The 15439-nt window shown below is 64.2% G+C and carries 10 protein-coding genes; 5 read left to right on the forward strand and 5 right to left on the reverse strand.

Annotated elements, in window-relative coordinates; genetic code table 11:
• The first annotated feature begins 2 nt into the window (after nt 1–2).
• On the forward strand, nt 3–2432 hold the full coding sequence (locus ACXZ1M_RS16930) for a cyclic nucleotide-binding domain-containing protein (RefSeq protein WP_459048833.1): 2430 nt from the start codon (nt 3–5) through the stop codon (nt 2430–2432).
• Here ACXZ1M_RS16930 and ACXZ1M_RS16935 read toward each other — a convergent pair.
• Nucleotides 2416–4365 carry a S9 family peptidase gene (locus tag ACXZ1M_RS16935; RefSeq protein WP_459048834.1) on the reverse strand — a complete coding sequence of 650 codons (1950 nt, stop codon included), beginning with the start codon at nt 4363–4365 and terminating at the stop codon, nt 2416–2418. The two genes, ACXZ1M_RS16930 and ACXZ1M_RS16935, sit on opposite strands and share 17 nt — an antisense overlap.
• 97 nt (nt 4366–4462) lie before the next feature.
• Here ACXZ1M_RS16935 and ACXZ1M_RS16940 point away from each other — a divergent pair, with 97 nt between their 5' ends.
• Nucleotides 4463–4999 carry a DUF2058 domain-containing protein gene (locus tag ACXZ1M_RS16940; protein ID WP_459048835.1) on the forward strand — a complete coding sequence of 179 codons (537 nt, stop codon included), beginning with the start codon at nt 4463–4465 and terminating at the stop codon, nt 4997–4999.
• A gap of 13 nt (nt 5000–5012) precedes the next feature.
• Here the strand turns inward: ACXZ1M_RS16940 and ACXZ1M_RS16945 are convergent, their stop codons facing one another.
• The 3 genes from ACXZ1M_RS16945 to ACXZ1M_RS16955 form a co-directional block, all read right to left on the reverse strand.
• Nucleotides 5013–7025, reverse strand: a complete 2013-nt coding sequence (locus ACXZ1M_RS16945; protein ID WP_459048836.1) for a DUF4910 domain-containing protein — start codon at nt 7023–7025, stop codon at nt 5013–5015.
• 59 nt (nt 7026–7084) lie between these two features.
• Nucleotides 7085–7855, reverse strand: a complete 771-nt coding sequence (locus tag ACXZ1M_RS16950; RefSeq protein WP_459048837.1) for a ParA family protein — start codon at nt 7853–7855, stop codon at nt 7085–7087.
• Nucleotides 7856–7967: 112 nt separating this feature from the next.
• Nucleotides 7968–9749, reverse strand: a complete 1782-nt coding sequence (locus tag ACXZ1M_RS16955) for a DUF885 domain-containing protein (protein ID WP_459048838.1) — start codon at nt 9747–9749, stop codon at nt 7968–7970.
• A 145-nt stretch (nt 9750–9894) separates the two neighbouring features.
• On the opposite strand from ACXZ1M_RS16955, the gene ACXZ1M_RS16960 reads away from it, so the two are divergent.
• The gene (locus tag ACXZ1M_RS16960; RefSeq protein ID WP_459048839.1) at nt 9895–10767 is read left to right on the forward strand and encodes a bile acid:sodium symporter family protein; all 873 of its coding nucleotides are present in this window, start codon (nt 9895–9897) and stop codon (nt 10765–10767) included.
• Between the two features lie 3 nt (nt 10768–10770).
• Here the strand turns inward: ACXZ1M_RS16960 and ACXZ1M_RS16965 are convergent, their stop codons facing one another.
• On the reverse strand, nt 10771–12114 hold the full coding sequence (locus ACXZ1M_RS16965) for a diguanylate cyclase domain-containing protein (RefSeq protein WP_459048840.1): 1344 nt from the start codon (nt 12112–12114) through the stop codon (nt 10771–10773).
• 110 nt (nt 12115–12224) lie between these two features.
• Between ACXZ1M_RS16965 and ACXZ1M_RS16970 the strand changes: the two genes are divergently transcribed.
• Together ACXZ1M_RS16970 and ACXZ1M_RS16975 are read left to right on the forward strand one after the other, a co-directional pair.
• Complete coding sequence (locus ACXZ1M_RS16970) at nt 12225–13169, forward strand: MYG1 family protein (RefSeq protein ID WP_459048841.1); 945 nt, start codon at nt 12225–12227, stop codon at nt 13167–13169.
• Between the two features lie 147 nt (nt 13170–13316).
• A complete protein-coding gene (locus ACXZ1M_RS16975; RefSeq protein ID WP_459054031.1) occupies nt 13317–15413 on the forward strand; it encodes a TonB-dependent receptor family protein in 2097 nt (698 codons plus the stop codon).
• Nucleotides 15414–15439 lie beyond the last annotated feature (26 nt).

Below are 15439 nucleotides of genomic sequence, written 5' to 3' on the forward strand. Positions count from 1 at the left end.
TCATGGACGCTACTGAACTGTACGAGATCGTTATCGTCGGCTCCGGGCCGGCCGGCCTGTCGGCCGCCGCCCGCGCCGAGGCGCTGGGCGTGCGCCACGTGCTGCTGGAAGCACAGCCGCATTTATCCGACACCATCTACCAGTACCAGAAGGGCAAGCACGTGATGGCCGAACCGGGCATCCTGCCGCTGCGCAGCGACCTCAGTTTCGGCGCCGGCAAGCGCGAGATGCTGCTCTCGACCTGGAACGAGGAGATGGGCAGCCAGGACGTCAACGTGGTGAACGGCCAGCGCGTCAGCGCCATCGTGCGCGACGCCGACACTGGCATCTTCACCTTGACCACGCAGAGCAACGGCGGCGGTGCGCTGACGTGGCGTTCGAAGGCGGTGATCCTGGCCATCGGCCTGCAAGGGAATATCCGCAAGCTGGGCGTGCCGGGCGAAGACCTGCCGCAGGTGCAGTACACGCTGTCCGATCCGGACGAGTACTCGGGCGAGACCATCGTGGTGGTCGGCGCGGGCGACGCCGGCATCGAGAACGCGCTGGCGCTGGCCGAGAAGAATACCGTCTATATCCTGAACCGCCAGGAGGAATTCGCCACCTGCAAGGAAGGCAACCGGGTGCTGATCACGGCCGCTGAACGCAGCGGCAAGATCAAGGTGCGCTACAGCGCTTCCACCAAGTACATCGAGACGGCGGACGATACGCCTCTGCTGTTTGTCTTCAACGGCAAGCACGGCGAGGAATCGGTGCATGCGCACCGCGTGATCGCACGCCTTGGCGCGACGCCGCCGCGCAAGTTGATCGAAAGTTTCGGCGTGGTGTTCCCGAACGCGAATCCAGCGTCCACGCCGGCGCTGTCGGACTCCTATGAATCCAACGTGCCGGGGCTGTACATCGTCGGTGCGCTGGGCGGCTACCCGCTGATCAAGCAGGCCATGAACCAGGGCTACGAGGTGGTGCAGACCATCGTCGGCAAGCCGGTGCAACCGGTGGACGAAGACCTGCTGCGCGCGAAGCTGGCGCCCTGGCGTCCGAACACGCAGGTGTCGCAGGTGATCGACGAGATCAAGGCCGGCGTGCCGCTGTTTAACCAGGTGACCACGCTGCAGCTGCGCGAGTTCATGCTCGATTCGACTTTGCTGACGCCGAAGAAGGGCGACATCATTTTCCGCAAGTTCGACTACACCAACACCTTCTATTCGATTTTGGATGGCACGGTGGAGATCGAACTGACCGGCAACGACGGCAAGGTGCGCCAGATTAAACTCGACAAGGGGCAGTATTTCGGCGAGATGGGCCTGATCTCCGGCCGTCGCCGTACCGCCACCATCCGCGCCGGCCAGGGTTGCGTGCTGATGGAAACGCCGCGCCGCACCATGCTCAAGCTGATCGCTTCGGTGGACGATGTGCGCAAGCGCATGGACATGGTCTTCGTGCGCAACGCGATCTACAACTACCTTGGCAATATGCTGTCGCGCACCGCCATCGATGCGCTGGTGGCCGGCGGCGTGACGGTGAAACGCTACGAGGCCAAACAGGTGCTGTTCAAGGAAGGCGACAGCGCGGACGGCATGTATCTGATCCGCCGCGGCTCGGTGACGGTATCGCGCAAGGACGATGTGCGCGGCGGCGAGCGTATCCTGTCGTATGTCGCCGCTGGCAATTACGTCGGCGAGATGGCGCTCCTACGCGATGCGCCGCGCAGCGCCACCGTGACGGCCACGGTGCTGACCGAAGCGCTGGTGCTGGATGCGGAGACGGTGCGCGACCAGCTGATCGCCAATCCAAGCTGGCGCAAGTCGGTCGAGGACCAGGTGATCTCGCGCACGGAGCAGAACGTGCTGCTGGAGCACACCAAGAGCCGCGACGGCGAGTTGATGCAGTTCCTGCTGGGGCAGGGCGTGGGCGAGGCGTCCGACGTCCTGCTGATCAACGAGACCATGTGCATCCAGTGTAATAACTGCGAGACGGCGTGTGCGGAAACGCATAACGGTACGTCGCGGTTGAAACGCGCGCTGGGTCCGACCTTCGCCAACATCCACCTGCCGACCGCCTGTCGACACTGCGAGAACCCGCACTGTATGAAGGACTGCCCGCCGGACGCCATCGGCCGTTCGCTGCAAGGGGAAGTGTTCATCAGCGACGCCTGCATCGGCTGCGGCAACTGTGAGCGCAATTGCCCTTACGGCGTGATCCAGATGGCGGTGGACAAGCCGCCCAAGCGCGGCGGCGGCTTATCGTGGCTGCTGTTCGGCCTCGGCGCCACGCCGGGCGAGCGCCAGGCCGATTACGATCCGGCGGTGCAGAAGAAGGCCGTCAAGTGCGATCTGTGCAAGGATCTGAAAGGCGGCCCGTCCTGCGTGCGCGCCTGCCCGACCGGCGCCGCCATCCGCATCTCGCCGGAGAAGTTCTTCAAGAACCAGGCGTAGCGGCGCCGAGATGCTTGCCGAGGAAGGCCTCGATGCGCCGCCACAGATCGATGCTGTTGCCCTGGGTCTTCCAGTCTTCCACGCTCGGCGTGTATTCCAGCCATTCCACTTGCGGGTTGGTCGCGGATAGCGCCTGGTAAAACTTGCGGCCATCGCTGAACGGCACCCGGCCATCTTCCTTGCCGTAGGCGAGCAGCACCGGCTGTTTGATGCGGGCGGCGTTGTGCAGCGGCGAGGTGGCTTGGAACTGCTCGGCATCGGCCTTGGGATCGCCCACCATCGCGCGTAGCTGCGACAGCGCGAGAGATCCCGCCGTATCTTTCCAGTCGCGGTTGAACATGGAGGTGATGTCGGTGATACCGGACCAGCTGACGCCACACTTGAACAGCGCCGGGTCGCGGATCAATCCCATCATGGCCGCATAGCCGCCGTAGCCCGTGCCGGCAATGCAGACGCGCGCGGGATCGGTGTGACCCTGCGCCACCGACCATTTGACGGCATCGGCGATATCGTCCTGCATCGCCAGGCCCCATTGCTTGGCGCCCGCCGCTTCGTGCGCGCGGCCGAAGCCGGGCATGCCGCGTGTCTGCGGCTGCAGCACGGCGTAGCCGCGCGAGGCCAGGAACTGCACTTCGGCATTCCATTGCCAACGGTCGGTGCGCTGCCATTGCGGATCGCTGACCAGCACGATGGTGGGCAGGGATTTTTTCGGTCCGCCGGCCGGCAGGGTGAGGTAGGCGGGAATCTGCAGGCCGTCGCGCGCCGGGTAGCGCACCATGGCCATGCGCGACATCCGCGTCGCATCGAGGCCGGGGCGCGCTTCGCCGAGGTTCAGTATCTTCTTGGTGTCGCGGTTGAACAGCAGGTAGAGATGACCCTGGGTGTCGTTGTAGGTATCGATCAGCACATGCGGTGTTTCGCTGTGCGCGCCGTAGCTGATGATGTTGACGTCGCCGGGCAGCAGGGCATCGACTTCGCGCTGCAGCGCTTTCATGGATTCGTCGAACCAGATGGTGGTTTCGGAACCCGCATCGACGCGAAAGCCGAGTGCCTTGACGTCATTGACGGTGAAGTATCCTTCGGCGTCGTAGCCGGGCACTGTGATCACCGGCTGTTCGCCCAGCTTGTTGGTGGTCACGTCGTACAGATAGATGGATGATTCGTTCTTGCCGTTGAAGGCCCGCACATACAATTTGCCGTCCTCATACAGCAATGGTTGCAGGCGGCCGGCGGAGTCGGGGTCGAACGAGGCCAGTTCGCGCCAGCCTCCCTCGTCCTTGAAGTGCATGACGTCCTTGCCGTTGATGCGGGTGACGGCGACACGAATGTCGCCGTTCGGATCGGACAGCCAGCGGTAGGTCCTGCGTGGCGCGTGCACGGGAAAAATCCTGCCGTCGTGCGTGCCGATGAGCGCCAGAGAGACTTCGTCGTCGGTGTTGGCGATCACGAACATGGATTCGGATTTCCGGTACGGGAAGCCGTTGATGGTGGGCGCGGACAGGTAGTTGCTGCCGCCGCGGTAGCCGTCGGCGAAAGAGCGCTGGCGTTCGATGGTGCGCGACAAGGTCTTGAAACGCTTGCCGTCGCGGTCCACAGCGTACAGGCCGGGATTGCCGATGTCGCCGCCGTGATCGACATTGACGGTACTGTAGATGAGCCGCTGATCGCTCTGCCAGTAAAACATGTCGACGTCGGCGTTGCGGAAATTGGCGACGATTTTCTGCGTGCGCGCGTCGGCGTCGATCACGTTCAACATGCTGCGTCCCGCCGGTGAGGTCATGCGCAGCGCGACGTGCCGGCCGTCGGGCGAGATGCTGGCGCCGGTCACTGCGGGCTTGTTGAAGAATTGCTCGACCGGGATGGGCGCGGTGTGGGCCGCCTGCGCAGCGCCGGCGGCGAGGAGGCAAGCGAGGAAAATGCTAGCTAGTTTCATACAAGCCACCGTTGCTTAAAAAATAACGATAGCGCAGATGCCCGATACTGTCCAGCGGAATGGTATGCTATCGCCTTCGTTTATAAGGAGTGGCAACATGGGACTGGCAGATCAGTTGTTAAAAGCCGGTTTGGTCGACAAGAACAAAGTCAAAGTCGCCAATCAGAACAAGAGCAAGCAGAAAAAAGAAGAGCGCCGCAGCGGCACGGAGACCGTGGACGAGGCGCGCCTGGCCGCGCTGGAACTGCAGCGCGTCAATGCCGAGAAGGCGCGCCTGGCCAACGCCCAGCGCGACGCCGCCGCGCAGCAGAAGGCCATCGCCGCGCAGATCACGCAGATGGTGCAGCAGAATAAGCAGAGCAAGGGCCACAACGGCGACATCGCCTACAACTTCACCTTCGGCACCAAGATCGAACGCATTTACGTGACCGCCGCCGTGCGCGAGCACCTGGTGGCGGGACGTCTGGTGATCGTCGGCGACGGCGGCAGCTACGAGCTGGTGCCGCGCGTGTTCGCCGACAAGATCGCCCAGCGCAATCCGGACATCGTGGTGCGCGTCAAGCAGGCCACCACCGAGGTGGAGGAGGATGATCCTTACGCCGACTTCAAGATCCCTGATGACCTGATGTGGTAATCAGTGGCGGGCATCACTGCCAGCGCAGGATGCCCGCCGCCGCCAGCCGTTCGAAGTGGGCGGCCAGCAGCGCCTGCGGCACCGGCGCATAACGGCCGCTGAGGATGTCGCGGATGTCGCCGACGCTGCGGCGGCCGTCGGCCAGGTTCATGGCTTCGTACAGCAGCAGGCCGGTGTCGCCGTCGTAGGCCGGTAGCGGCGCGGCGCTGAGACCGCGCGCCTTTTCCATTTCTTCCACATGATCGTAGTAGTAGACGCCCAGCGGGCCTTGTATGGCCGGCGACGGCAGCGGCACGCGCGTATCGCGCTGGTTCCCTTTTACCGGCAGCGGCAGGGCCGCTTGCTGCACCTTGATCTGTTCCGTCAGCGCACGCGTGGCGGCGGCTGTCGAGGGCCAGCGCCGCGCCAGCGATTGCAGGCTGGCGGCATTCATCGCCAGCGTTTCGCGCACGGCCAGCGCGCCGTCGCGGGCGTCGTCGTCCAGCGCAGCGCGCAGGCGCGCTTGCGCCAGCTGCTGCTCGCCCTGATAGCGATTGACCGCCAACAGGCGCGGCGCCTCCGTCTCCGGCAGCGCCGCCAGCGTGTAGGCGATGCCGGCGCCGAGATAGGTCACGCGTCCCAGCTTGGTGGCGTCCAGGTTTTCCGGCTGGTCCTTGTTGGTGTGGATGGTGACGTCCGGCCAGTCGTGAAAGTACAGCATCGGCACGCCCCAGCCGGCGGACTGGAATACTTCATGATCGCTGCCCAGTTCCACGTTGCGCACATCGCCGAGGAACAGGTCGCGCGAGGCGCCCGGCGTGACGAAGCCGGCGTAGCCGTCGCCGCCGCGCTCCGCGTAGCGCGCCGAGGCGGTGCTGACCTGCTCGAAGAAGGCCTGGCCGATATCGTTGAGCACATGCGGCAGCGTTTGCGCGGTGCGCGACAGGTGGAAGGTGCTGTGCGTGGCGCCCAGCAGCGCACCCACCATGTCCATGTGGATGCCGCCGACGATGCGGCCCTTGAGTTCCGGATGGCGTGCCAGCCACGCTTGCGAACCGGCGATCTCCGGCGTCCACAAAAAGCGGATGCTCAAACGCGGACGGGCGATGGCGCCGGACTGGATGGCCTGGTTGAGCGTGCGCGCCACCTGCAGGATGGCGGCGCTGCCGGAGGCGTTGTCGTTGGCGCCGGCCGACTGGTGGCACAGGTGCGCGGTCAGTATCACTTCGCCGGCATCGGGATCGGTGCCGGGAATGGTGGCGCTGACGACGTCGAAAGTGGCGGGCTTCATGCTGGCGCGTACCTGCGCATGCAGCGTGATGGCTTCGCCGGCGGCCAGGCGCGCACGGTAGGCATTGGCCTGGCGCTTGGATAGCATGAAGGCGAAGCGGTTCTGCTTCTGGTAGGGCGACAGGTGGCCCCAGCGCACCAGGTCCGTATCGTCGCCGGACCAGGCGCTGGTCTGGTTCGGATAATCGGACAGGATGCCGAGCGCGCCGCGTTCCTCCACCGCCAGCCGATGCACCAAGGCCAGCGGGCCGCTGGCCAGCACCAGCCTGCCCTTGACTTCCTTGCCCTCGTAATCCTGGGCGGCGGCGCCTGCGCCCACGCCGACCAGCTGCGCCTTGACGTCGGCGTCCTGGCTGTAGTCGGCCAGCGCGACCGGCAGTTGCGGGAAGCGGGCCACGGGCCGCGCCTGCGGCGAGATTTCATCGAGCCGTGCATCCTGCGCATCCCAACCGAGATAGCTGCGGAAGTGCGCGTACTGCGTGCTGCCGTCGGCGGGGAAGTGTTCGACCGTGGCGTCGCGCATGCCGGCGGCGCGGGCCTGTTCCTGCATCCACTGCGCGGCGGCGGCGTAGCCCGGCGAACCGTGCACGCGATGGAAGCGGCCCAGCGCGCGCACGCTTTCCAGCGCGGCCTGGCCGTCTACTGCGGCGTGTATCGCCTCCGGCACGGCGTTCGGCCAGAAGGGGATGTGGCGCTCTGCGGCGGAGGAGGTGGCGGCGACAAAGAGCAGGGCAAGCAGCGGCGGTAGTTTGGACAAGGCGGCTCCTGGGCGGTAATCGTGCAGCCCATTCTACAGCCGGTTCTGGGCCGCGCCGCTTAAGCTGGTTGCAGTTCGCCGTACAGCGCCAGATATTCCTGGCTCAGTTTATGGCTGCGGTCGAGGTGAATCATCGGCAGGTTGCGCTCGTGCGATTCGCGGATGCGGATCGAACTCGATAGCTTGTTGTCGAACACCGGCAAGCCTTCTTCCTTCAGTTGATCGACCATGCGCTGCGGCAGCAGGGCGCGCGGCTGGAACTGGTTGACCACGATGCCTTCGATGGCCAGGTCGGCGTTGTGATCGGCCTTGATTTCCTTGACGTTGTTGATCAGGGTGTACAGGGCCTGGCGCGAAAAATCGTCGCAGTCGAAGGGGATCAGGCAGCTGTCGGCCGCGATCAGGGCGGACTGGCTGAAGAAGTTGTAGGCGGGCGGGGTGTCGACGAAGATTTCGTCGTATTCCTTGGCCAGCTCCCGCAGCAGGTCGCGCAGCTTGTAGATCTTGTTGCGCGATTCCAGCTTGGACTGCAGGTCGCCCAGTTCGGGATGAGACACGATGACGGACAGGTTTTCAAACGGCGTCGCATGGACGTAGTAGCTGGCCGGCTGGGCAAACATGCTGAAGCTGAGCACCTGCTCGAAGTAGGCGCCCAGCGTCGGCACGGCCTCCTGCGCCGCCGCGCCCAGCAGATAGCGGCTGGAATTGCACTGCGGGTCGATGTCGATCAAGAGGGTGCGTTTGCCCTGGCTGGCAGCGATGGCCGCCAGGTTGACCGCAATGGTCGATTTGCCCACGCCACCTTTTTGATTGAAGATTACCCGTTTCATAGCTTGCCCATCTCATGATGAAAATACAACCATTCTAGATGATGTGGGCCAGCCCGGGATACAAAAATTGTGCGATGCACAAACAAAAGCGGCAGCGTGGTTTTTTGGAGACTCAGCCTTTCTTTTGACCGGCGATCCAGCGGTCCACCGCAGCATCGAGCACGTCCAGCGGCACCGATCCGTGCGACAGAACCTCGTTGTGGAAGGCGCGCAGGTCGAAGCCTTTGCCCAGCGCTTTTTCCGCACGCGCACGCAGTTCGCGCAGCTTCAGCTCGCCGATCTTGTAGCTCAGGGCCTGGCCCGGCACCGCGATGTAGCGCTCGACTTCCTGCACCGCCGTCACCTCGTCCTGCGGCACGTTGTCCTTGAAGTAGGCGATGGCCTGCTCGCGCGTCCAGCCTTTCGAATGGATGCCGGTGTCGACCACCAGGCGCACGCCGCGCCAGATTTCCGCCGTCAGGCGACCGACCCACTGCCACGGATCGTCATACATGCCGATCTCCTGGCCCAGCATTTCGCTGTACAGTCCCCAGCCTTCGGAGAACGCGGTGCTGCTGCCGAAGCGGCGGAAGGCCGGCAGGCCGGCCGTTTCCTGCGCCAGGCTGCGCTCGAAGTGGTGGCCCGGAATCGCTTCGTGCAGGAAGAAGGCGGTGGTGGTGAAGCGCGTGCGCGTTTCCGGCTTGTAGGCGTTGAAGTAGAACACGCCGGGACGCTTGCCATCGACCGAGCCGCGCTGGTAGGAGGCCGGCGCGGCGCTCACTTCGCGGAACGCCTCGACCGGACGGATTTCGAACGGCGCCTTCGGCACGCTGGCGAACAGCAGGCCGACCTTGGCTTCCACGCGCGGGCGCATGGCTTCATACGCGGCCTGGATTTCGTCGCGCGACTTGAAGCGCAGCTCGGGCGCGGTGTTCAGATACGTGAAGAATTCCTTGAGCGTGCCCTTGAAGCCGACCTTGACCTTGGCTTCCTCGAACTGCGCACGGATGCGCGCCACTTCGTGCAGGCCGATGTCGTGGATTTCCGCCGGCGTCAGCGCGGTGGTGGTCGAGCGGCGCGCCAGGAAGGCATACCAGTCCTGGCCGCCGGGCAGGGCGCCGATGCCGGCGGTGTCGCGGCCGGCCGGCAGGTAGGTGTCGCGCATGAAGGCCAGCAGCTTGCGGTTGGCGGGCGCCAGCTGTTCGCGCACCAGCTTGCCGTAGGCGTCGGTCAGGCGCGCTTTGTCGGCGTCGCTGAAGGAGGCCGGGAATTTCTTGACCGGTCCCATGTAGGTGCTTTTTTCCAGGTCGTCGGTGCCGACGTTTTCCAGCTGCGGCAGCACGCGGCTGATCAGCGCCTTCGGCATCACCACGCCCTGGGCGATGCCGGTGCGCATGTCGACCATCATGGCGTCCACCGCCGGGGCGTAGCCGGCAGCGCGCTGCAGCCAGTTGTCGTAGTCCTGCACGGTCTGGAACGGCTGCGCCGAGGTGCCGGAACCGAGCTGGGCCAGCGTCAGGTGCAGGCCGGAGAACTGGTCCACCGGCGCCAGGTCGGTCGGGAAGCGCAGGCCATTCAGCACTTCCTGCAGTCGGTAGCGCAGCAGGTCATAGCTGATGCGGTCTTCCGGCGGCAGCGGCGCGGGATCGAACTGGGCGCTGCGCGCCAGGTATTTTTCCGCCAGCGCGCGGCTTTGCGCGCGCTGCTCGGCCGAGGTGACGGCGCCGAAGCGGTTGTTGTAGCGCTGGTCGCCGTTGAAGGTGGCGGCGATCGGATTGTCGCGCAGGTAGTCTTCCCAATAATCGGCGTACAGCTGGTTCATCTTTTCCTGCGTGGCCGGTTCCTTGGCTTGAGCGAAGGCGGGCAGGGCGGCGCACAGCAGGGTGCACAGCAGGAGTGGGAGGGAGCGGGTCATGTTTTCCTTTGGTGGTGAAAGCAAGAAAAAAGCATAGCATGGCGTCCGCCGTTGCAAGGATTTTCAAGCGCTTGATTAATAATTAAGTTGCGATACTAAAACACAGTATGATTCCTTGTCATTCATCTATTCAATGGAGGAACGCGTGCAAGGAGATCTGCTTTCATCGGTGCTGCTGCCGCTGTCGCTGGCGCTGATCATGTTCTCGCTGGGGCTGGGCCTGACGCCGGCCGACTTTGCGCGCATCGTGCGCCAGCCGCGCGCCCTGCTGGTGGGGGTGGTGTGCCATTTCATCCTGCTGCCGCTGGTGTGCTTCGCGATGATCAAGGTGAGTGGCATGGCCGGCGTGTTCGCGGTCGGCTTCATGATCCTGGCGGCCAGTCCCACCGGCACCACCTCCAATCTGCTGACCTACCTGGCGCGCGGCGACGTGGCGCTGGCGCTGAGCTTTACCGCCGTGGCCAGCGTGCTCACCATTTTCACCCTGCCGCTGATCGTCTCGTTCGCGCTGGATCATTTCGCCGGCGCCAGCCAGACGGTGCGCGCGCCGGTGGGCATGATGATGGGGCAGATCTTCGTGATGCTGGGCCTGCCGGTGGCGCTGGGCATGATCGTGCGCCGGATGTGGACTGCGCACGCCTTGCGCATCGAGCCGGTGGCGACCAGGATCGCCACGGTGCTGTTTGTCGTGATCGTGCTGGGTGCGGTGCTGAAGAACTGGGCGGCGCTGCGCGATAATTTCGCCACGCTGGCGCCGTTCGCCATCGCGCTGAACCTGCTGATGCTGGCGGTCGGCTTCGGCATGGCGCGGCTCGCGCGCCTGTCGCGCCAGCAGTCGGTCACGCTCGGTATCGAGACCTCGGTGCAGAACGCAACCCTGGCCATGGTCATCGCCAGCACCGTGCTGCAGCAGGACCAGATGGCGGTGCCGGGCGCCCTGTATGGCGTACTGATGTATGCCGGCGGCTTGCTGTTCGCCTGGCTGATGCGGCGGCAGGCCGGAGGCGCTGAGCAGTGATTTTCAGTTCTTTTCGGCAACAGCCGCGCTGGCCTTGGCCGCGTACATGGCCTGATCCGCATGCGACACCAGTGCCTGCCGATTGTCGCCATGCACGGGATAATGCGCCAGGCCGATGCTGACCGAGGTCTGTAGTTGGCAGCCTGCGGCAACCTCGATGGGCGCCCTCAGTGCCAGGTGAATCTTGGCCATCACCAGTTCGGCATCCGAGGGGATGGCGATTTCCTCCAGCAGCACGACGAATTCATCGCCGCCCAGGCGCGCCAGCGTGTCGCTGGTGCGCAGGCACGACGCGATGCGCAGCGCGACCTGCTGCAGTAGCCGGTCGCCGCATACGTGGCCGTAGCGGTCATTGACGCGTTTGAAGCCGTTGAGGTCGATGAACAGCACGGACATGCCCTCGTGATGGCGCTTGGCGCGGACGAGGGCGGTGTCGAAGCGGTCGTGGAACAGGCGCCGGTTCGGCAGGCGCGTCAGTTCATCGTGCATGGCCATGAAGCGCATTTGCGCGTGCAGCCGCTTGCGCTGGATGGTGGCGGCGAGCTGGTCCGCGACGAACAGCAACAGGGCGCGCTCGCGCGTCAGGTCGTCGGCGTCGAGGGTGCCGGTGCGCAGCACGATGGCGCCGACGATGCCTTCGGAAGTCGTCAAGGGCACCGCCAGCGCCGTCCCGGCCATGGCGTTCGCCGCAGCCTGCAAGTGCGCCGCCAGGCCTTCGGTGGCGCCGGTCAGCAGCAGCAGCGGCGCAGCGCGCTGCACCGCCTCCGCGCACAGCAGCTGCATGAGGGCGGCGTCGGGCACCGGGCCGTGGTCGGCGTAATAGGTCAGATTCAGGTGCTGGCTGGCGGCGTCGTGCAGGGCGACGCCGAAGCCGGAGGCCGGCAGCAGCTCGCCGAGGATGGCGTGGCTGCGCTGAAACAGGTCCGCCAGGTCATCGCTGGCATTCGCCGCCTCGGAGATGGCGTACAGCACCGCCTGCATGGTCTGGGCTTGCTTCAGGGCCGTGACGTCGCGCGCGACCGCGACGCGCAGCTGATCGGGCTCGGACCAGCGCGCCGACCACATGATGTGGGCGATGCTGCCGTCCTTGCGCAGGTAGCGGTTTTCGAAATTGATATGGGAATTGCCATTCATGATGTTCTGCGCCGCCGCCAGGGTGCGCGCACGGTCTGCGGGCGCGACGAAATTGATCATGGCCTGGCCGATCATTTCCTGTTGGGTATAGCCAAACACGCGTTCGCAGGCGGCGCTGACGAACACGAAGCGTCCATGGATATCGACCATGCAGACGGCGTCGAGCAGGAGGTCGGTAAAATTGGCCACGGGGGCGGCTATGCGGGAGTCCATGTGGTTATTCTAACGGGCAATTGCTTGAAGAGGATGGAATCGGGGGGCGAACCGCTAAACAAGTGTGATCAAGTATGATCGTGCCTTTCGCCTCAACGATTGGATACACCATGGTCATAGTCACTCACAGCGGCAAGTTCCACGCGGACGATGCTTGGGCCTGCGCGGTGCTGCATATCTTGTTTCCCGATGCGGAACTGGTCCGGACGCGCGAGCCGGCGGTTATCGAGGCGGCCGATTTCGCGATCGACGTCGGCGGCGTCTACGATCCGCCCACCGGCCGTTTCGACCATCACCAGAAGGGTTTCGATGTCGCCCGGCAGACCGGTGTTCCTTACGCCAGTGCTGGCCTGGTGTGGCGCGAGTATGGCGCGCGCTGCGTGATGGCGCTGGCCACCGCGCAGCTTGGGCAGGTGGTTCCTGAAGACAAGGCGCGCGATATTGCCTACGCCATCGATGCCGACATCGTGCAATACCTGGATTTGTCCGACGTCGGCGCGGCGAAAAGCGCGCCCGGCGGCTATGGGCTGTCGGCCGTGGTTTCGGGCTTCAATACGAACTGGCTCGATGAGCAAAGGCTGGGCTATGGCGAGGCGGCCGACACCTACCGCCTGGACCAGTTCCGCATGGCGATGGCCATGCTGACCAATGTCCTGGTCAACGCGGTAAGGTACCGGCTGGGCGCGATGCTGGCGGTCGAGCAAGTCCGTCAATCGGAAGCGCTGGCGGACGGCAAGCTGCTGTTCCTGAAGAACGGCGCGCTGCCGTGGGGCCAAGTGGTCCGCAAGGAAATGCCCAAGGTGCTGTTCGTCATCAGCCACAACCTCGCCGAGCAGCGTTACATGCTGCACACCGTGCCCACCAGCACGGAGAATTTCATCGCACGGGCCGACTTGCCCGAAGCCTGGGCGGGACTGCGCGATGCCGAGCTGGCAGCCGTTACCGGCGTGGCCGATGCCGGTTTCTGCCACAACGGCAGGTTTATCGCGTCCGCCAAGTCCTACGACGGCATCCGCGCCATGGCGGACCTGGCGCTGCAGGCAGTGGACGCTTAGGCATTTAGCGCCTGTCGATATGAGAGTCACCCTGCTTTAGATCGAAGTTTTTATTGTTTGTTTCACTTGTCTGTAGGTTGTAACTTCTTCCTGGCACATTTTTGCACCACCGTCCGGAGAACAAGACAAGTGAATCAAGTGAACAAAATGAAATACAGCGTCGGCGCCGCCTTGTGGCTGGCTGCCGGCGTTACCCAAGCAGCGGACGCAGCCGCCGCAGACGAAACGCTGGTCGGCGCCACGGTCGTGGTCGCAGGCAAGTCGCAAAGCGCGTCCGACAAGGCCAAAGCCCGGCTCGACGAGATTGCCGGGACCGTCAGCATCGTGAACAACGCCGACGTGGAGCGCGGCCGCGCGGCCAATGCGGAAGATGTGCTGGCCTATCAGCCCGGCGTGTTTGCCGCCGCCACCAGCGGCAACGGCGCCAACAAGATTTCCATCCGTGGCTCGGGGCTGAATGCCTTCTATCAGGGCTATTCGCTCGGCATCAAATACCTTTACGACGGCCTGCCGATCACCGGCCCCGGCGGCACGCAGGAAGACCTGCTGACCTTGAACGGGCTCGATTACACCGAGATCCTGAACGGCGCCAACGCTTTTTCGTATGCGGCATTGTCGCTCGGCGGCGCCATCAACTTTGTCACGCACACCGGCCGTTCGTCGCCGGGCAGTGCGGTCGGCGTTGAAGCCGGCAGCTTCGGCTATCGTAAATACGCGCTCAGCACCGGCGGCGTATCGGCCGACAACAATACCGATTATTACCTGGCTTACTTCCGCAACGAACGCAATGGTTTTCAGCGAGATACGCCCAACAGCGGCAACGAATATGTCGCCAATTTCGGCCACCGTTTCAGCGACCGCGTGCAGACGCGTTTGACCATACGCCATCGCAATGAGGAACTGCGTAACGGCAGCACGATCACCCTGGCCCAGCTGGAGGCCGATCCGCAGCAGAGCAACGCGACCACCAGCGCGCGGCGGAAAAAGGGCACCACGCTCATCACCAGCAAGACCACGTTCGCGCTGGACGACCGCGCCAAGCTGGAGTTGGGCCTCGCCTACAATAACTATCCGCTGGACAACGGCTGGCGTTATTCGACCACGCCGCAGGATTGGCGTTCGACCGACGGTTCCGTGTCGCTGCGCTACCTGCGCACCGGCGACACCTTGTTCGGCAAGCCCAGCGACACCACCATCGCCTTCAGCGATACGCGCCTGCTGAAGGGCGATGTCACGGCCTACAACCAGAACATCGTGACCGCCGTTCGCTCGAACGAACGCCAGTACGCCGTCTACTCGGGATCGCGCGACACGGTGCTGTCGTTCGCCAATGAGTTGCGTTGGAGCGAGCAGTTCACCTTGTCGTCCGGCCTGTCGTTCATCGAAGTTGACCGCGATGCGCATATCGACCGCACCATCCTGACCACGACGGAGCTGTTCCCGCGCGCCGTGCGCTACAACGAACACGCCATCGCGCCGCGCCTCGGCTTCCGCTATCAGGCCACGCCCGAACTGGCGGTGTTCGGCAACGTATCGCGGTCGATCGATCCACCGGTGACGTGGCAGATGGGCAGTACCGGCGTTCCGTATATCCGTCCGCTCAAGCCGCAGAAGGCCAACACGGCGGAACTGGGTCTGCGGGCCGGCAACTACAATCATGAAGGGACGTTGTCGGTCTACCGTTCCTATCTGCACGATGAATTGCTGTCGACGGTGGTGCGGCAGGCCAGTGCGGGTGTCGATGCGCTGATTGCCAATTCAAACGCCAGCAAGACCATCCATCAAGGGATCGAAGCGGCGTTGACGTCCAAGTTGTGGGAAAGCGGTGCAGGGGATCGCCTGAGCTATCGCCAGGCCTACACCTTCAGCGATTTCTACTACCGGGGTGATGCGCGCTACGGCACGAATGAACTGCCAAGCTTGCCGCGTCAGGTGTATCAGGGCGAGTTGCTGTTGCAGCGGGCTGGCGGTTTTTATGCGGGCATCAGCACCCGCGCGCTGTCGGGCTATTACGTCGACTATGCCAACAGCCTGAAAGCGCCGTCGGCCGTGATCTGGGCCGCCAAGCTAGGCTATGAGGAACCGGGCAAGAAGTGGAAAGCCTACCTTGATCTGCGCAATCTCGGCGATAAACACTATGCCTCCGCCGCCAGCACGGTCGATAACGCCAGGGGACTGGACTCCGCCAACTTCTATCCGGGGGATGGTTTCTCGGTGTACGGCGGTGTCGTGTATCGGTTCTAAACAAGACTGCGGCCGGCGCGCTAGCC

Source organism: Duganella paludis (genome assembly GCF_054461335.1).